The following is a 17,005-nucleotide window of genomic DNA, read 5'->3' as shown; positions in this document are numbered from 1 at the left end:
CGGAATTAATGGTTGGAGCCCGTCTTCTACCGCTAGGAGTCATCGCATTCCATGTCTTTTGTGATTCAAGGGAATCGGATTGCCTAAACCGCGACGGTGGCGGCATGCAGGAGTTACCCGATGATCGACATGGCAAAGCGGAATCACCGTTAACAAGGTTTAAACGGATTCGTCAACGGTGGGAATATGTCCAAGTTGTTTATTTTTCCCACTGTGTGCACTTGGCGGGCACTCACCCTCGCATCCCATTTGTCCGACATAAACGCTATCGGCGTTTTCTGGGAATTTTTGGAGTGATTTCCTCATCACAACCACAGTGCGAACTGAATGGACTCGTCGCCGGACGTTCACCCCTGATCCGACGACCCCGCCGCGACCGACCGGGTGACGGACCGGCCGGTGGGTCTCCGGTCAGCTGGACTCCCTGACCACGAGCTGGGTCGGGAGGATCACCGGGGGCGTGGGCTCGCCTCTCAGCAGGCCGAGCAGCAGGCGGGCCGAGGCGGCGGCCTGCTCGCCCATGGGGCTGCGCACCGTGGTGAGCGGGGGATCGGTGTAGAGGGCCGCCTCGATGTCGTCGTACCCCACCACCGCCACGTCGTCGGGCACCCGCCTGCCCGCCCGGCGCAGCGCCCGCATGGCGCCGATCGCCATCAGGTCGTTCGCGGCGAACACCGCGTCCAGCGCGGGGTCGTCCTCCAGCAGCTGCGCCATGGCCTCGGCCCCGGAGATCCGGGTGAAGTCGCCGATGGCCACGATCGAGCGCCGTCCGGTCTCGCTCAGCACCTCGCGGTAGGCGCCGATCCTGTCCTGGGCGGCGGACATGTCCAGCGGCCCCGAGATCGTGGCGATCCGGCGCCGCCCCCGCTCCAGCAGGTGCCGTACCGCCTGGGCGGCTCCGCCGGTGTTGTCGTTGTCGACCCACGGCACGTCCAGCCGGTAGGCGGGCCTGCCGTGGGAGACGAGGGGGACGCCCGTGGCGGCGAGCGCCGCGGGCAGGGGGTCGGCGCCGTGCATCGACACGAGCATGACCGCGTCCACGTGGCGTGCGGCCACGAACTGCCGGGTCCGCACGCGGGCGTCGTCGGAGCCCGCGAGCATGAGCACGACCTGCTTGCCCGCCGCCTCGAACTCGCGGCTGGCCGCGCGCACGACCGTGGAGAACATCGGGTCGTCGGAGACGAGTCCGGACGACGGGTCGGAGACGATCACCGCGATGGAGTCGGTGCGCCGGGTCACCAGACTGCGCGCCGCGGGGTTGGGGATGTAGCCCAGCTCGTTCACCGCCCGCATGACGAGGTCGCGAATGTCGGTGGCGACCGTCGGCTCGCCGTTCACCACTCTGGAGACCGTCGACTTGGACACGCCGGCCCGGGTGGCGACGGCCTCCAGGGTGGGTCGTCTCATGTGGTTCTCCCGCAGTTCGTACCGCCGTTGACCGGTGGTGCCTGAACGTGCGGTCCCACCCTTCCCAAAGCTTAGTCGGTGATCATGAAGAGAGCGCTCCCTCACAAAGGGTGACCGGAAGGGAGATTTCTGTCAATGCCCCGAACGGCGCTGGATTTTCCCTCGCGGCGACCGGCGGCGAAAATCCGGGAAAGCGCTCCCCGGAAAGGATCTTCTTAGGCCCAGCTCACAGCTCGTTGTAACGATGCAAACGATTGCCCGGGAGCGCTCCCCGAGATGTGCAGTTGATTGCCAGATCATGTGTAGCCCGTTTCATCCTGGTTAAACGGACACTTGACAGCTCCTGTCGGACGAGAGCAATCTCTGGTTGAGAGAGCGCTCCCCGACTCGATACCGGTACGCACCCCCCACCCCGAGGAGACGCGATGCCCTCGTCCCGAAGTCCCGGCCGCCGCGTGGCCCTGCTGATAGTCGCGGCCGTCACCCTCGTCACGTCCTACCTCGCGATCATGCCTGCGGCCGCCGCCGACGCCCTGCTCTCCCAGGGCAAGACGGCGACCGCCTCGTCTGCGGAGAACGCGGTCTTCCCCGCGTCCTCGGCCGTCGACGGCGACGCGGGCACCCGCTGGTCCAGCGCGTTCAGCGACCCGCAGTGGATCCAGGTCGACCTCGGCGCCAGCGCGACCATCACGCAGGTGACGCTGAACTGGGAGGCCGCCTACGGCAGGGCCTTCCAGATCCAGACCTCGCCCAACGGCACCACCTGGACGCCGATCTACTCCACGACCACCGGCGCCGGCGGCAACCAGACGCTGGCCGTCAACGGCACCGGCCGCTACGTGCGCGTGTACGGCACGCAGCGCTCCACCGCGTACGGCTACTCGCTGTGGGAGTTCCAGGTCTACGGGACCATCGGGGGCACCCCCCCGACCCCGACCCCCACCCCCACTCCCTCTCCCGAGGACCCCGGCGCGCTGAAGCTGCTGTCCTACGGCAGGCCCGGCGCGGCCTCCACCTCCCAGAGCGACGGGAACTGCTGGGAGTGCACCCCGGCCAGGGCGTTCGACCGTGACGCCGCCTCCCGCTGGGCGACCAGCTCCACCACCGGCTGGGTCGACCCGGGCTGGATCTCCGTCGACCTCGGCGCGACCGCGCAGATCAAGCAGGTCGTCCTCCAGTGGGACCCGGCCTACGCCAGGGCGTTCCAGATCCAGGTCTCGGACAACAACACCACCTGGACGCCGATCTACTCCACGACCACCGGCACCGGTTTCAAGCAGACGCTGACCGTCAACGGCACCGGCCGCTACGTGCGCATGTACGGCACGCAGCGCGCCACCCCGTACGGCTACTCGCTGTGGGAGTTCCAGGTCTGGGGCACCGGTGGCGCCCCGATCACGCCGCCGCCGCTCCCGGCGGACCCGGCCAACCCGCCGACGACGCTCGTCTGGAGTGACGAGTTCAACGGTGGCGCGGGCACCAGGCCCGACGCGGCCAAGTGGACCCAGGACCCGGGAACCGGCCCGAACAACGAGCTTGAGTACTACAAGCCCGAGAACACCGCGATGGACGGCACCGGCAACCTCGTCATCACGGCACGGCAGGAGACCACCGCCGGATCGGCCTGCCCCGGCGGACCCTGCCGGTACACCTCCGGCCGCATCAACACCGGCGGCAAGTTCACCTTCACCTACGGCAAGGTCGAGGCGCGCGTCAAGGTCCCGAAGGGCAACGGCCTGTGGCCGGCGTTCTGGATGATGGGCGCCGACTTCCTCACCGGCAGGCCCTGGCCGTACAACGGAGAGATCGACATCCTTGAGGTGCTCGGCAAGGACGTCAAGACCTCCTACTCGACCATCCACGCCCCCGCCTACAACGGTGGCGGCGGCATCGGCGCCCCGTACACGCTGCCCAACGGCGCGGACTTCTCGGACGACTTCCACGTCTGGGCCGCGACCTGGGACAGCAAGGGCATCGTCTACACCCTGGACGGCCGGACGGTCCTCACCCTGAGCAAGGCGCAGGTCGAGGCGACGCGGGGACCGTGGGTCTTCGACCACCCGTTCTACATCATCCTCAACCTCGCGGTGGGCGGTGACTGGCCCGGCCCGCCGGACGCCAGCACCGGCTTCCCCAAGCAGATGCTCGTCGACTACGTGCGCGTCTACAAGTAGTCCCGTCTTCTCCGGCACGGCTCGCCCGGGCCGTGCCGGAGTCTCCCCGGAACCGGAGCCCACCGGAGCCGGGGCCCCGAGATCAGAGTCCCCGGGACCGGAGCCCACCGGGACCGGGTCTCTGAAATCAGAACCCTCGTAACCAGAGCCCCTGGAACCGGAGCCCACCGGAGCCGGGTCTCCGAAATCAAAGTTCTCGAAACAGAGTCCCCGGAACCGGAGCCCACCGGAACCGGGGCCTCACCGAACCAGGGCCCCATCACCGGAGCCCCCCAGAACCGGAGCCTCAACGGCCGGAGTCCCCCCAAAAAGGAGTCCATCCATGCACCCGGCACTCTCCCCAGCCCGCCTACGACGCCGGTTACGCCCGCTGACCCTGGTGACCGCCATCGTGGCGCTCCTGGGCACTTCTCTCGTCATTCACACCACCCAGGCAAGCGCGACGTCGAAGGCCCAGGCGGACGGCTCGTCCGCGGCGATCGTACGGGTGGCGGAGTTCCTCGCCGACTGCCCGTTCAGTCACCGGCTGCCCGACGACCCGATCATCTTCCCGGGCATGCCCGGCGCGTCGCACATGCACAGCTTCTTCGGCAGCACCACCACCAACGCCAACACGACGCTGGCGTCCCTGCAGAACTCTCCCAGCAACTGCAACCCGCGCACCGACCTGTCGTCGTACTGGGTGCCGACCCTGTACAACGGCAACACCCCGGTGGAGCCGACCATCACCACGTTCTACTACCTGGGTGAGGGCGTGCGCGCCGACATCGTCGCCAGGACCCAGGCGCTCCCGCTGGGCCTGCGGATCGTCGCGGGCAACGCCAAGGCGACCACCCCCAACGACCCGACCAGCAACGCCCGCTGGTCGTGCCTGCACGCCGGTCACGTCCCGCCATCCAAGGACTTCGTGAACTGCCCGGCGGGAACCATGATGGAGTCCTACCTGGACTTCCCGCAGTGCTGGGACGGCCGGAACCTGGACTCCGCCGACCACAAGAGTCACATGGCCTACCCGGTCGGCCAGGCCTGCCCGGCCTCGCACCCGGTGCCGGTGCCGAAGCTGCGCCAGGTGCTGCGCTACCCGGTGAGCGGGAACCCGGCCAACTTCCGGTTGGCGTCGGGCGCCGGATACACGATGCACGGCGACTTCTTCAACGCCTGGCCGGTGGCCGAGATGGAGCGTCGCGTGCGTGACTGCATCCGCCCGGTCATCAAGTGCGGCGCGGACGGTACCCCGTCCTGACGCCGGAGTGCCGGATTCGCATCCCGTCCTGACAACGGTGTGCCGGCCCGGTACCTCGTTCTGACGGCACCGGTGCGGGAGCCGCCGACTCCCAAACCGATCCCCCGTGCCGTCCCCGGCGACGGGACCCGGAACCTCGGGTCCCGTCGCCGGCGGGCGTCGCGGGGGCCGTACCGGTTCACCGATCCGGGCGACCCTAAGGTCCCGCCGTTGGCGGGCGTCACGGAGCGGAGGCGGTGTGCCGACTCGGGGGCGTCTGTTCGGATCCTGCCCGGGTGCGCCTACTCGCTCGCCTGCGCCTGCTTGTCCTGCCCGGCGAGCGTGCCGCACTTGTAGTCCGCCTCCCGCTCCGGCTGGAGCTGGATGGCGCCGAGGTTCGTGGTCTCGATCGGGCGCCGGAAGGTCTCCAGCTTGTCGCAGTCGTAGAAGACGTACGTCCCCTCGCTCTCGCCGAGCAGCATCATCCACCGGCCCTCGTAGAGGGGCTTGTCGTCCTCGGCGCTCTTGATGACGGCCCACTGGTCCTGGAACCCGACGAAGGGCAGGAGGTCGTTGGCCTGTCCCGTCTCCTGTACCTGGGCCGCTCCCGTCATCATCTGCAGGATCAGCAGGAACCCCAGGCCGATGCCGGTGAGGGCTCCGGTGAGCACCTTCATACCGGCGCGGCCGACGGGCTTGCGGCGCAGCAGCCGGAACGGCACCAGGAACGTCAGCACGCCCAGCCCCACCGCCACGACGACCATCGCCGCGAGGTCGAGCCCGCCCATGAGGTCCAGCAGACCCCAGTAGGTCGCGCCGCACCACAGCGCGGCGATCAGGGCGGCCACCCAGGGCCGCCGTCGTACGGCCGCCGTGAGCTTTCCGATCGCGCCGCGGGTCAGCCTGTCGGCCAGCCAGCCCACCCCGACGACGAGGCCGAGAAGCGGCAGGACGATCAGCAGGAGCAGGATCAGCGTCCCCATCAACCGGCCGAGCAGGACGGACTGGTCGATCCCCGCCTGCTGCGGGCTGATGTTGAACACCCCGTACATCTGCTCCACGCCGAGGTAGAGGACGGCGTAGAGCGCGACGCCGATCGGGACGACGACCGAGCCGATGCGCTCGATCATCGCCAGGACGCCGCTGTTGTCCTCCTGCTCCTCCTCGGAGTTCACGGAATCCACAGGATCCACAGGTCCCGCAGGCTCTGCGGGCCTCGCCGGGCGGGTGCGTTCGTCGGCCGTCGCTCCCGGGGGCTCCACAGGCTCCACGAGGGATTCGGCTGAGGACGCGGAGGGAATATAGGTCTGTTGCCCGGAAATATCCTGACTTGTCACGAATGATGATGTTAAGTCATGCGGGTTGACACGATGTTGACTAACCATAAACACGTCGAATCGCCCCCCAACTGGGCGGGAGCCCGGAAACCGACTCCGCTCCGGAGGGCTGCCGCCGGGGGCCGATCCGCCACCCGGGGTCTCCCCGGATCACAGCGTCCCGCAGGCCGGAGTGTTCCCACTAACCTCCGTGATGTCCTCCTGATCTGTGAAAAGTAACTATAAGTTTTTGCTGCGCGACCCAAAGTGATGGAGCTAACCTGCCTACCGGCACGGGCTTGACCGTGACGAGGGCGGCGTGACGCACAGGCGGCGAGGACGGTGAGGACATGGTGACGGAAGGCGCGGTGGCCATGGTCACCGGTGCGGCGCAGGGCATCGGCGAGGCGGTGGCGCGAGCCCTGACGGCGACGGGCACACGCGTCGCCGCGCTCGACGTGAACGCCGAGCGGGTCGAGCGGGTCGCCGCCGGGCTCCGCGCCGCGGTCGCCTACCCCTGCCAGATCACCGACAGCGCCGCCGTCGACGACGTGGTCACGCGGGTCGAGGCCGATCTCGGCCCGATCGGGCTGCTCGTCAACGTCGCCGGAGTGCTCTGCTCGGGACCCGCGGTCGCCATCAGCGACGACGACTGGGCCCGCACCTTCGCCGTCAACACCGGCGGAGTCTTCCACCTGTCCCGCGCGGTCGCCCGCCGGATGATCCCCCGCAGATCCGGGGCGATCGTCACCGTGGGGTCCAACGCCGCGGGCGTGCCCCGGATGAACATGTCGGCGTACGCGGCCTCCAAGGCCGCCGCCGCGCAGTTCACCAAGTGTCTCGGCCTGGAGCTGGCGCCGTACGGCATCCGCTGCAACGTGGTGTCGCCCGGCTCCACGGACACTCCCATGCAGCGTGCCCTGTGGACCGGCGGCCACGACGCCCGGACGGCCATCGAAGGCTCGCCGGCCACCTTCCGGGTGGGCATCCCCCTCGGCAGGCTGGCCGATCCCGCCGACATCGCGGACGCCGTCCTCTTCCTGGCCTCCGACCGTGCCAGGCACATCACCATGCAGGACCTGTACGTCGACGGGGGCGCCACGCTCCGGTCGTAGCGCGGCCCCCCTCGTTCCTGGACCCCTCCCGACAGGAGACCTCTTCACCATGTCGTCGAACGACGCCCTCACCATGTCCCGAATGCCCGACCTTCTGGGAGATTACGAGCCCGGCACCTTCTTCTTCACCTCGCCGACCCGGACCCTCCTCGCCAGGGGAACGGTCCGGGAGGTTCCCGACTCCGGGACGACGAGCCTGCAGGGGCGGGTCGCCTCGACCCTGCGCGACGCGCGGGAGTCCGGCCACCCCAACCCCGTCGTGGTGGGGGCGATCCCCTTCCGCGACGACCGTCCCGCGCGCCTGCTGGTACCCGCCGCCGTCTGCTGGACGAGCCCACCGGCCGGTCCCTCCGCGGCCCCCGAGCGGATCGCGGGGACGTTCACCGGGCTCGGCCCGGCCTCCGACTCCGGCGACTACGTGCGCGGTGTGGAGAAGGCGCTGGCCAAGCTGACCGCCGGAGAGCTCCAGAAGATCGTGCTGGCCCGCACCATGGAGATCACCATGGGCGCCCCCGTCGACGTCGGCCGCATCCTGCGCAACCTCGTCCGGCGCGACCCGCAGGCCTACGGCTACGCGGTCGACCTGCCGTCGAGCGACGACACGGCCCGCACCCTCCTGGGCGCCAGCCCCGAACTCCTCGTCTCCCGCTCGGGCCGCCGGATCACGACGAACCCCCTCGCGGGATCCGCGCCCCGCCACCCGGACCCCGTCGTCGACCGCGAACGGGCCCGCGCCCTGCTCGCCTCGGACAAGGACCTTCGCGAGCACGCCCTGGTGATCGAGAGCATCGTGGAGGCGCTGCGCCCGTACTGCAGCAGGCTGTCCGTTCCCGCCGGGCCCTCGCCGCTGTCCACCGCCTCCATGTGGCACCTGTCGACCCGGATCACCGGCGTGCTGGACGACCCGGCGGTCACGTCGCTGGAGCTGGCCACCGTACTCCACCCCACCCCCGCCGTCTGCGGTACGCCCGCGGGCGCCGCGCGCCAGGCCATCGAGGAGATCGAGTCGTTCGACCGCGGCCTGTACGCCGGACTGGTCGGGTGGGGTGACGCGACGGGCGACGGCGAGTGGGTCGTGACCATCCGCTGCGCCGAGATCGCCGACCAGACCCTGAGGCTGTTCGCGGGCGCGGGGATCGTCGCGGGGTCGGTACCGGAGACCGAGCTCGCCGAGACCACCGCCAAGTTCCAGACCATGCTCCGCGCCGTCGGCCTGGACCAGGAACGCTGACCCGCCGTCACAGGAAAACTCGCAGGAAAGCCCGCAGGAAAGCCCGCAGGAAAGTCACCGCTGGAAAGTCATCGCAGGAAAGGAGACAGTGTCCGTGGCCCTTCCCCAGATCGCCTCTTACCCGCTGCCGGGGGAGGACGACCTTCCCGAGAACAGGGTGGGCTGGCGCCCTGATCCGCGCCGCGCCATCCTGCTGGTCCACGACATGCAGAACTACTTCATCGCCCCCTTCACCGCCGGTGCCTCGCCGCTGACCGGGCTCATCGCCAACGTCGGTCTCCTGCGCGACGCCTGCGCCGGGCTGGGGGTCCCCGTCGTCTACTCGATGCAGCCCGGTGGCCAGAGCAGGCACGAGCGCGGCCTGCTCCAGGACTTCTGGGGCTCGGGCATCCCCGGTCTCCACGAGAGCGAGATCGTCGCGAGCCTTCTCCCCGCGGAGCCCGACATCCTGCTCACCAAGTGGCGCTACAGCGCCTTCCACAGGACCGAGCTGCGTGCCCGGATGGAGGCCATGGGACGCGACCAGCTCATCGTCTGCGGGGTGTACGCGCACATCGGCTGCCTCATGACCGCCTGCGACGCCTTCATGCAGGATCTCCAGCCGTTCCTCGTCGCCGACGCCGTCGCCGACTTCTCCCCGGAACACCACGCCATGGCCCTCACGTACGCCGCGCAGCGCTGCGCTGTCACGGTCGTCACCCGGGGTCTGCTACGGGAGTGGGAGTCCGTGTCGCCGCCCGCCGAGGTGGTCGGCGGCGTGTAGCCGGACCCGGTTCGCGAGGCTACTGTGAATACTATCGGGGGGTATTCTTGAGCGGGGGAGCCGAGCGAGGGGGAGAGATGCACGGATACACCGCGAGCAAGCAGGACCACCTGCGGCGGCTGCGCCGGATCGAGGGCCAGGCGCGGGGCCTGCAGCGAATGGTCGAGGAGGACAAATACTGCATCGACATCCTCACCCAGGTGTCGGCGGCCAACCGGGCGCTGCAGGCCTTCGCGCTGTCGCTGCTGGAGGAGCACCTGGCGCACTGCGTGGCCGAGGCCACCGCCAAGGGTGGCGCCGAGGCGGAGGAGAAGATCAGGGAGGCGTCCGACGCCATCGCCCGCCTCGTCCGTTCCTGAGCGCGTCGCGACGGGCGTCACCGTTCCCGAGCCCGTCGCGGACGGTCACACGCCGATCTTCTCCGCCACGGTGCGCTGGAAGTGGGCGCAGCCGGTGAAGTCCTCGTGGTCGCATTCCAGGGCACATTCGATCATGTGGAGCGACGACCGTGCCTGGGCGACGCGTCGTGTCAGGTCCGCGTGCCCGCGGCGCAGGATGTCGCGCCGCACCTCCGGATCGCCGGTGGCGATCATTTCCCGGATGTCGGCGAGGGAGAACCCGGCTTCCTTGGCGCGCAGGATCACCGCGACGCGATAGAGGTGGTCACGGTCGTAACGGCGACGGTCGGCCGCGACGCGGGCGGGGGTCAGAAGTCCCATGGACTCCCAGTGCCGCAGGACATGGGTGGGCAGGCCGAACCGCCGGGCGATCTCGCCGATGCTCATCATCGCGCCATCGTCGCTTGACTTCATGTCGGCATTAAGTCGCATTCTCGATGACATGTCCAACGACACCACCACCGACCAAGCGGACGATGCGACCCAGGAAGATCATATAGACCGTACGGCCCGTGCAACCCGGGAAGACCGTGCGGCCCGGGAAGACCGTGCGGGCCAGAGGAACCCGGAAGACCAGGAAGCCCCGGAAGCCCCGGAAGGCGGCACCGGCACCGACCTGATCCGGCTGCTCGATGCGCTCGACGCCCTCCCCGATTCCGTACGGTCGCGCGCCCGCTCCTACGACCTGCTCCACCTCGCGCCCGGGGCGCCCGTGGTCGACGTCGGCTGCGGGACCGGCCGGGCCGTCGCGGAGCTGACCGGGCGCGGCGCGCGGGCGACCGGCATCGACCTCAGCGAGCCGATGATCGCCGAGGGCCGTCGGCGCGCGCCCGGCGCGGATCTCCGTGTCGGCGACGCCCGCGACCTGCCGTTCCGGGACGGGGAGCTGGCCGGATACCGCGCCGAGAAGCTCTACCACGAGTTCGGCGATCCCGCCGGGGCGCTCGGCGAGGCGCGACGGGTGCTCGCCTCGGACGGGCGCGTCGTCCTGGTCGGGCAGGACTGGGACACCTTCGTCATCGACTCCGACACCCCGGCCCTCACCCGGACCATCGTGCACGCCCGCGCCGACCTCATCCCCGCGCCCCGCGCCGCCCGCGCCTATCGAGCCCTCCTGCTGGACGCCGGATTCGACGGCGTCACCGTGGAGGTCCACACCGCCGTCCTCACCGGCCCGCTGGTGCTGCCCGTGCTCACGAGGACCGCCGGTGCCGCCCGGGACGCCGGTGCCATCACCGCGGATGACGCCGGTAGGTGGATGGCGGAACAGGCCGAACGCGCGCGTACCGGACGGCTCCTCCTCGCCGTGCCGCTGTTCGTCGCGGGCGCGCGACGCCCCTGACGGCCGGGGGGACGGCGGGACCCTCGGTGAGGAGGACCCGTCCCCCCGGTCGTCAGGACCGGACCGGCCGGTGGTGTCTCACACCGTGGCCGGGGCGTTCTCCGGTGAGGCCGACAGGCGCCCCGACCGGTCCAGGGCGGCGACGGCCGCGGCACAGCCGAGGCCGATCAGTGCCAGGGCCAGCCACGGCAGGGTCGGCAGGCCGGCCCGCGCGCCCAGATCCAGGGCCCACCCGGTGAGGAGGTTGCCCGCGGCGATGCCGACCCCGGCCAGGGTGCTGTAGAGCCCGTAGTACGTGCCCACCATGTGCCGGCCGCCGAAGGTGGCGATGGTCGCCATCTCGAACGGATAGATGATCATGGTGGCCAGGCTGAGCAGCACCGCCGTACCCAGGACGGGGACCAGCGCGAGCATCCCGGCGGCGCCGGTGGGCGGTACGACGGCGGTGCCCGCCCAGGGGGCGGCCAGGGCCAGGGGGACGAAGGCGAGCCCCATCAGGGCCAGGCCCCACGCGATGGCCCGCGGCGGTCGCCACCGCCGGGTCGCCCACGCCGTCAGGCGGGCCTGGCCCGCGAGGGTCAGCACCGCCGAGACGGCGAACACGAGGGTGATCCCCAGCTCGCCGCCCGTCACCCGGCGGACCTCCAGCGGCAGCCCCAGGTAGACCTGGAAGTTCAGCACGTAGGAGCCGACCATGGCCAGGGAGAACAGCAGGAACGGCCGGTTGCCGACCACCCCGCGCCAGGCCCGCAGCACGCCCCGCTCACCCTCGCCACCCTCCGGAGCGGCTCCCGTGGGCAGCGCCCGCGTCTGGGCGACCGTCAGGACCGCGAACATCACGCCCGCGACCAGGCAGACGAGCCTGAATCCCGCCGCGTTGAGCAGCAGGCCGATGAGCGGCCCGACCAGGATGCCGAGCTGGGAGAAGGCGTTGAACGCGGCGAACGCCTCGACCTTCCGCGCCCCGGCCTCGCGGGCGAGATAGGCCCGTACGGCGGGATTGAACAGCGCACCGGCGAACCCGGTCAGAGCCGAGGCGACCACCAGCGCGGGCAGGGAACCGGCCACGGCGAGCAGCAGGAACGCGACCGTGCGCAGCGCGCAGCCCGCGACGATCATGGGTTTGTGGCCGAGCCTGTCGGCGAGGGTGCCGCCGACCAGGAACATGCCCTGCTGGCTGAGGTTGCGGATGCCCAGGACCAGGCCGACCAGTGCGGCCGGCAGCGCCAGCGTTCCCGACAGGTGACCGGCCAGATAGGGCATCAGCATGTAGAAGCCGATGTTGATGGTGAGCTGGTTGACCAGCAGCAGTCGCACCGGCCGGTCGAAGGAGAGGGCCAGGGCCAGGGTGCTCCTCACCGCGACGCGCCTTCCCCGGCCGTCTTCTCGACGGCTTTCCCGGTCGCCCTCTCGACGGCGATGACCTCGGCGCGGGCGCCGTCCTCCGTGGCGGCCGACGGCGTCTCCGCGACGCCGTCTCCAGGAAGGGCGGCACCGTTTTCCGGGATGGCGACGCGGTCTCCGAGGTCGGCGACGCCGTTTCTCGGGATGGCGATGCCGTTTCCGAGGTCGGCGACGCCGTGTCCCAGGAAAGAGGCCGGGTCGAGCACGGTCGCGCATCGCGTCCAGCGCGTCGGCTCGCGCTCGGCCGGATGGGCGATCTCGTCGGGGTCCGTCATCGGAGGCGTGCCGAGCAGGCCGTGTTCCGCGCAGTAGTCGTCGTTGAAAACGGTGTCGAAGTAGCGGTGCGGGCCGTCGGGGAAGATCGCCGCTATCCGGGTGTAGCCGGGCAGCGCGCGGGCCAGCCAGGACGCGACCAGGGCCACCGCGCCGACACTCCAGCCGCCGGTGGCGTACCGCAGCGCGGCCAGCCTGCGGCAGGCCCAGACCGCCTCCGCGGGCGCGACCCAGTGGACCTCCCCGAAGGCCTCGTACGCCACGTTGCGCGGGTAGATGCTGCTGCCCAGGCCGCGCATGAGCCGCGGGCGCGCGGGCTGGCCGAAGATGGTCGAGCCGATCGTGTCGACGCCGACGAGCCGCAGGTCGGGGTAGAAGCGCCGGAGCGCGCGATAGACACCGGCGCTGTGGCCGCCGGTACCCACGCTGCACACCAGGACGTCGATCCGCCCGAGCTGACCGGCCAGCTCCATCGCCAGTCCCGCGTAGGCGGCGACGTTGTCGGGGTTGTTGTACTGGTCGGGGCAGTAGGCGTCCGGGTGCTCGCCGAGGAGTTCCCGCACGCGCTGACGGCGGGCCTCCTGCCAGCCGCCCACCGGATGCGGTTCGGTGACGACGACGACGCGGGCCCCGTAGGCCGACAGCAGCCGGCACATCAGCGGTTCCATGCCCGGGTCGGTCACCAGCGTCACCGGGTGGCCGTGGACGATACCGGCCAGCGCCAGGCCCAGCCCGAAGGTCCCGCTGGTGGATTCCACGATGGGTGCTCCCGGCCGCAGCAGGCCGCGCTCGCGTGCCCGCTCGACGATGTAGAGCGCGGAGCGGTCCTTGATCCCGCCGGGGTTGCCGCCCTCCAGCTTCGCCCAGAATCCGGGCCCCCGCCCCGAGGCGATCTCGGGAACCCAGAGCACCGGCGTGTTGCCGACCACGTGCTCGGGAGTGTGGCAGGTGGCCCCGGTGATCAACCGGCTGAGCGAGGCGGTGTCGGTCTGCGGTGAATTAAGTGTATATGTCATGATCCGTTTCCCCTGGATGCGAAGTGATCAACTCGCTTCTGGGCACGCGCGAACGACGGCTCGTACCGCTCGTAAGAAGCTCGCGAGGAGCTCGTACGGAGCGTGGAGTCGTTGGAGCGGGCCCGCGGGGCGGGCTATATACGGGAAACGGATTTGAGAAGGAGTAACGCCGCGCCCGGGGGCGGGCGGACCGGTCGCGCGCGGCGCCGGGCGGGCGGTGCCGAGGGGGCCGGGGCCTCCTCGGCGGCCACCGGGTCACCGACGACCGGGCCGGTCGGCACCGGTGCACGAGTGCCGGTGATCTGCGCTCCGGCCGCCGCGCCGCACAGATGGTGATCCTCGTCGGCGGGCGGTGGCGCCGGGCACGGTATGTGGTCCGCGGGCACCTGGGTGCCGATCAGAGGGCCGATCACGGTGAGGCGTCCGGTGGTGTCGGCGGTGACCGGCAGCCGGTGGCCGGGCGCGTGAAGGTGTCCCCGATGTCCGGGGGCCACGACGTACAACGCCAGATGCAACAGCACGACGGCGCCGAGCACGGCCAGCCCTAGCGCGAGGGTGACGCCTCCGCGCTGCGCGACTCGCCGCATCGACACGATCATGACCACAAACGTACATTACCGTCTGTCGCCACTCGACTCCGGGGGGTTACTTTATGCCATTAAAGAGCGCTAGATGGGCAGTTAAGAGGCTGAGGAACCCGGTGATACCGGTATAGAGCTATCCCGTCGGATCCGCCTCGTGGGCATCGCGATGGTCGGGATCGACGGCGAGCACGACGTGGACGAGGTCCTCGATGGCGTGGGCGAGGCGCTGGTCGGCCAGCTCGTACCGGGTCTGGCGCCCCTCGGGCACCGCGACCACCAGGCCGCAGCCGCGCAGGCAGGACAGGTGGTTGGACACGTTCTGGCGCGTCAGCCCGAGCTCGTCCGCCAGCCGCGCCGGGTAGGTGGGTCCCTGGAGGAGGGCGATGAGCATCCGGCAGCGGTTGGGGTCGGCCAGCGCCCTTCCGAGGCGGGCCATCGCGTCAAGACGCGTCGTGGCGGTGAGCATGGTTATCACAATACATCAGTTGCTGTATATACAGTGATTGCTGTATAAACACTGGAAACTGTACCCACGGAGATGGAGCGTCATGGGGCACGGACACGGACACGGGCACATGAGGCCGACGGCGGCGGCGGCACACAGCGGGCGCCTGGTCGTCGTGCTGCTGCTCACCGTCGCCGTGCTCGTCGTCGAGGTCGTCGGCGCGGCGCTGTCGGGCAGCCTGGCGCTGCTCGCCGACGCCGGGCACATGGCCGCCGACGCCGCGGGCATCGCGCTGGCGCTGTTCGCCGTCTGGATGGCCGGCAAACCGGCCAGCGCCCGGCGGACCTTCGGCTACCAGCGGGCGGAGATCCTCGCCGCCGCGATCAACGCGGTCGTCCTGCTCGCCCTGAGCCTCTACATCCTGTACGAGGCCGTCCGGCGCTTCGCCGATCCCGAGCCGGTCGGCGGGACGGTGATGCTCGTCGCGGCAGCGGCGGGCCTGGTCGCCAACGCGATCGGGCTGTGGCTGCTGCGCTCCGGCCAGGCGGAGAGCCTCAACCTGCGGGGCGCCTACCTGGAGGTCCTCGGTGACCTGCTCGCCTCGGTCGCGGTGATCGTCGCCGCGGTCGTCATCGCGCTCACCGGCTGGACGACGGCCGACCCGATCGTCTCCGTCGCCATCGCCCTGCTGATCGTGCCGCGCAGCTGGAGCCTGCTGCGCGAGGCCGTGGACATCCTGCTCGAAGCCGTTCCCCGGGGCGTCGATTTGGAGGAGGTCCGCAGGCACCTGCTGGAGACGCCGGGGGTCATCGACGTCCACGACCTGCACGCCTGGACCATCACCTCGGGACTTCCGGTCATGTCCGCTCACGTCGTGATGGAGGACGGTGTCCTGGTGGACGGCTCCTTCGGCCCGGTGCTGGACCGGCTGCACGAATGCCTGGCCGGTCACTTCGACGTCGAGCACTCCACGCTGCAACTGGAACCCGCCGGTCACGCGGACCACGAGGGCGCCCGGCACCGCTGAGACGCCGCGCGGTCCCAAACACGCCCGTTTTACCCGCTTACGTCCCGTACCCGCACCTGCCCTCGCGCCTGTTCCCTCGCGCACGTCCCGCACCCGCACCCGCACCTGCACCTGCGCCTGTTCCCCCGCGTAAATCCTGCGCCCGCACCCGCCCCGCGCCTGTTCCCTCGCGTACGCCTCGCTCATGTCCGCCCGTGTCGCGGGGAGTTCGCGGACCCGCGGTGTAGACGGGGCAGGCAGGATGGGGGCATGCTGTGGCGTGCTTTTGCGCCAGTTGGAGTATCTCGTCGCGCTGGCCCGCGAGCGGCACTTCGCTCGGGCGGCCGCCGCCTGCCACGTCTCCCAGCCGTCCCTCTCGGCGGCGATCCGGAAACTGGAGCGTGAGCTGGGCGTCCCCGTCGTGCACCGGGGCCGCCGGTTCGCCGGGCTCACCCCCGAGGGGGAGCACGTGCTGCTGTGGGCGCACCGGATCCTCGCCGAACGCGACGCGCTGCTCGACGATCTCTCGACGATGCGGGGCAGCCTGTCGGGCACCCTGCGGATGGGAGCCATCCCCACCGCGCTGACCGTCGCGCCACTGCTGACCACGCCGTTCTGCGAGCGCCACCCCCACGTCCGGGTCTCGCTGGAGTCGCTGTCGTCGCACGAGATCACCCGGCGGCTGGCCGAGTTCGATCTCGACATCGCGATGACCTATCTGGACGGCGACCCTTTGGGAAACGTGCGGACGGCGCCGCTGTACGAGGAGCGCTACCTGCTGCTGACCCCGGACGACGGCGAGCTGGCCGGTCGCGACGTGGTGCGCTGGGCCGAGGTGGCCACGCTCGCGCTGTGCCTGCTGGCACCGCAGATGCGGAACAGGCGCATCCTGGACGAGATCTTCGCCGAGGCCGGTGCCGTCGTCGTACCGGCGATCGAGACCGACACCGTCTCGGCGCTGTACGCCCATGTCGCCACCCACCGCTGGTCCAGCGTGATCGCGCACCCCTGGCTGCACATGTTCGGCGTGCCCGACGGGATGCGGGTGGTCCGGATGGAGAATCCGTCGCGGGCGCCCCGGGTCGGCCTGGTCGTCGCCGACCGTACCCCCGAGTCCGTGCTGGCGCGCGCCCTCCTGGACGCCGCCCGCGGCGTCGACATGCGCGCGGTCCTGGACCGGCTGCTGCACGGCTATCTGTCCGGCCCGCCGGTGCGAAAGAACGGCCCGTAGACACCGTTCCTCCTGCGTGTGGAAGGTTTTATTAGAATGTTTTATGTCAATGGCGGAGCGGGAGAAAAAGAGCCACAC

At 70.3% G+C, this 17,005-nt stretch carries 16 protein-coding genes; 9 read left to right on the top strand and 7 right to left on the bottom strand.

The window, feature by feature from the left end:
• Nucleotides 1-411 precede the first annotated feature (411 nt).
• The gene (locus ACW9TB_RS01255; RefSeq protein WP_472746022.1) at nucleotides 412-1,407 is read right to left on the bottom strand and encodes a LacI family DNA-binding transcriptional regulator; all 996 of its coding nucleotides are present in this window, start codon (nucleotides 1,405-1,407) and stop codon (nucleotides 412-414) included.
• Between the two features lie 425 nt (nucleotides 1,408-1,832).
• Here ACW9TB_RS01255 and ACW9TB_RS01250 point away from each other — a divergent pair, with 425 nt between their 5' ends.
• Both ACW9TB_RS01250 and ACW9TB_RS01245 read left to right on the top strand, forming a co-directional pair.
• On the top strand, nucleotides 1,833-3,581 hold the full coding sequence (locus tag ACW9TB_RS01250) for a discoidin domain-containing protein (protein WP_472746021.1): 1,749 nt from the start codon (nucleotides 1,833-1,835) through the stop codon (nucleotides 3,579-3,581).
• 322 nt (nucleotides 3,582-3,903) lie between these two features.
• The gene (locus ACW9TB_RS01245; protein ID WP_472746020.1) at nucleotides 3,904-4,824 is read left to right on the top strand and encodes a DUF1996 domain-containing protein; all 921 of its coding nucleotides are present in this window, start codon (nucleotides 3,904-3,906) and stop codon (nucleotides 4,822-4,824) included.
• A gap of 281 nt (nucleotides 4,825-5,105) precedes the next feature.
• Here ACW9TB_RS01245 and ACW9TB_RS01240 read toward each other — a convergent pair whose 3' ends face one another.
• A complete protein-coding gene (locus ACW9TB_RS01240) occupies nucleotides 5,106-5,978 on the bottom strand; it encodes a hypothetical protein (RefSeq protein WP_472746019.1) in 873 nt (290 codons plus the stop codon).
• A gap of 491 nt (nucleotides 5,979-6,469) precedes the next feature.
• On the opposite strand from ACW9TB_RS01240, the gene ACW9TB_RS01235 reads away from it, so the two are divergent.
• The 4 genes from ACW9TB_RS01235 (at nucleotide 6,470) to ACW9TB_RS01220 (ending at nucleotide 9,587) form a co-directional block, all read left to right on the top strand.
• The gene (locus tag ACW9TB_RS01235; protein WP_472746018.1) at nucleotides 6,470-7,234 is read left to right on the top strand and encodes a 2,3-dihydro-2,3-dihydroxybenzoate dehydrogenase; all 765 of its coding nucleotides are present in this window, start codon (nucleotides 6,470-6,472) and stop codon (nucleotides 7,232-7,234) included.
• A gap of 82 nt (nucleotides 7,235-7,316) precedes the next feature.
• Nucleotides 7,317-8,465, top strand: a complete 1,149-nt coding sequence (dhbC, locus tag ACW9TB_RS01230) for an isochorismate synthase DhbC (RefSeq protein ID WP_472746017.1) — start codon at nucleotides 7,317-7,319, stop codon at nucleotides 8,463-8,465.
• A gap of 94 nt (nucleotides 8,466-8,559) precedes the next feature.
• Nucleotides 8,560-9,228: an isochorismatase family protein gene (locus ACW9TB_RS01225; protein ID WP_472746016.1), complete on the top strand. Its 669-nt coding sequence runs from the start codon at nucleotides 8,560-8,562 to the stop codon at nucleotides 9,226-9,228.
• A gap of 77 nt (nucleotides 9,229-9,305) precedes the next feature.
• Nucleotides 9,306-9,587: a metal-sensitive transcriptional regulator gene (locus ACW9TB_RS01220; RefSeq protein WP_472746015.1), complete on the top strand. Its 282-nt coding sequence runs from the start codon at nucleotides 9,306-9,308 to the stop codon at nucleotides 9,585-9,587.
• A 45-nt stretch (nucleotides 9,588-9,632) separates the two neighbouring features.
• Here ACW9TB_RS01220 and ACW9TB_RS01215 read toward each other — a convergent pair whose 3' ends face one another.
• A complete protein-coding gene (locus ACW9TB_RS01215; RefSeq protein WP_472746014.1) occupies nucleotides 9,633-10,040 on the bottom strand; it encodes a MerR family transcriptional regulator in 408 nt (135 codons plus the stop codon).
• A 28-nt stretch (nucleotides 10,041-10,068) separates the two neighbouring features.
• On the opposite strand from ACW9TB_RS01215, the gene ACW9TB_RS01210 reads away from it, so the two are divergent.
• On the top strand, nucleotides 10,069-10,968 hold the full coding sequence (locus tag ACW9TB_RS01210; protein WP_472746013.1) for a methyltransferase domain-containing protein: 900 nt from the start codon (nucleotides 10,069-10,071) through the stop codon (nucleotides 10,966-10,968).
• 78 nt (nucleotides 10,969-11,046) lie between these two features.
• On the opposite strand, the gene ACW9TB_RS01205 is transcribed toward ACW9TB_RS01210, so the two are convergent.
• The 4 genes from ACW9TB_RS01205 to cmtR form a co-directional block, all read right to left on the bottom strand.
• A complete protein-coding gene (locus ACW9TB_RS01205) occupies nucleotides 11,047-12,327 on the bottom strand; it encodes an MFS transporter (protein ID WP_472746012.1) in 1,281 nt (426 codons plus the stop codon).
• Complete coding sequence (locus tag ACW9TB_RS01200) at nucleotides 12,324-13,661, bottom strand: PLP-dependent cysteine synthase family protein (RefSeq protein ID WP_472746011.1); 1,338 nt, start codon at nucleotides 13,659-13,661, stop codon at nucleotides 12,324-12,326. Before ACW9TB_RS01200 ends, ACW9TB_RS01205 begins: the two co-directional genes overlap by 4 nt.
• A gap of 134 nt (nucleotides 13,662-13,795) precedes the next feature.
• Nucleotides 13,796-14,260, bottom strand: a complete 465-nt coding sequence (locus ACW9TB_RS01195; protein ID WP_472746010.1) for a hypothetical protein — start codon at nucleotides 14,258-14,260, stop codon at nucleotides 13,796-13,798.
• Between the two features lie 118 nt (nucleotides 14,261-14,378).
• Nucleotides 14,379-14,711: a Cd(II)/Pb(II)-sensing metalloregulatory transcriptional regulator CmtR gene (gene cmtR, locus ACW9TB_RS01190; protein ID WP_472746009.1), complete on the bottom strand. Its 333-nt coding sequence runs from the start codon at nucleotides 14,709-14,711 to the stop codon at nucleotides 14,379-14,381.
• 82 nt (nucleotides 14,712-14,793) lie between these two features.
• On the opposite strand from cmtR, the gene ACW9TB_RS01185 reads away from it, so the two are divergent.
• Both ACW9TB_RS01185 and ACW9TB_RS01180 read left to right on the top strand, forming a co-directional pair.
• Nucleotides 14,794-15,717 carry a cation diffusion facilitator family transporter gene (locus ACW9TB_RS01185; RefSeq protein ID WP_472746008.1) on the top strand — a complete coding sequence of 308 codons (924 nt, stop codon included), beginning with the start codon at nucleotides 14,794-14,796 and terminating at the stop codon, nucleotides 15,715-15,717.
• A 259-nt stretch (nucleotides 15,718-15,976) separates the two neighbouring features.
• Nucleotides 15,977-16,927 (top strand): LysR family transcriptional regulator, encoded by a 951-nt coding sequence (locus ACW9TB_RS01180; RefSeq protein ID WP_472746007.1) that lies wholly within the window; start codon nucleotides 15,977-15,979, stop codon nucleotides 16,925-16,927.
• Nucleotides 16,928-17,005 lie beyond the last annotated feature (78 nt).

The organism is Streptosporangium sp. H13245 (genome assembly GCF_055690525.1).
This window is presented reverse-complemented; position numbering and strand designations above follow the sequence as displayed.

Bases quoted from the DNA above. Each gene is read 5' to 3' on its own strand.
- ACW9TB_RS01255 (WP_472746022.1), bottom strand. From the start codon at position 1,407: ATGAGACGACCCACCCTGGAGGCCGTCGCCACCCGGGCCGGCGTGTCC.
- ACW9TB_RS01250 (WP_472746021.1), top strand. From the start codon at position 1,833: ATGCCCTCGTCCCGAAGTCCCGGCCGCCGCGTGGCCCTGCTGATAGTC.
- ACW9TB_RS01245 (WP_472746020.1), top strand. From the start codon at position 3,904: ATGCACCCGGCACTCTCCCCAGCCCGCCTACGACGCCGGTTACGCCCG.
- ACW9TB_RS01235 (WP_472746018.1), top strand. From the start codon at position 6,470: ATGGTGACGGAAGGCGCGGTGGCCATGGTCACCGGTGCGGCGCAGGGC.
- dhbC (WP_472746017.1), top strand. From the start codon at position 7,317: ATGCCCGACCTTCTGGGAGATTACGAGCCCGGCACCTTCTTCTTCACC.
- ACW9TB_RS01220 (WP_472746015.1), top strand. From the start codon at position 9,306: ATGCACGGATACACCGCGAGCAAGCAGGACCACCTGCGGCGGCTGCGC.
- ACW9TB_RS01215 (WP_472746014.1), bottom strand. From the start codon at position 10,040: ATGAAGTCAAGCGACGATGGCGCGATGATGAGCATCGGCGAGATCGCC.
- ACW9TB_RS01210 (WP_472746013.1), top strand. From the start codon at position 10,069: ATGTCCAACGACACCACCACCGACCAAGCGGACGATGCGACCCAGGAA.
- ACW9TB_RS01200 (WP_472746011.1), bottom strand. From the start codon at position 13,661: ATGACATATACACTTAATTCACCGCAGACCGACACCGCCTCGCTCAGC.
- ACW9TB_RS01195 (WP_472746010.1), bottom strand. From the start codon at position 14,260: ATGATCGTGTCGATGCGGCGAGTCGCGCAGCGCGGAGGCGTCACCCTC.
- cmtR (WP_472746009.1), bottom strand. From the start codon at position 14,711: ATGCTCACCGCCACGACGCGTCTTGACGCGATGGCCCGCCTCGGAAGG.
- ACW9TB_RS01185 (WP_472746008.1), top strand. From the start codon at position 14,794: ATGGGGCACGGACACGGACACGGGCACATGAGGCCGACGGCGGCGGCG.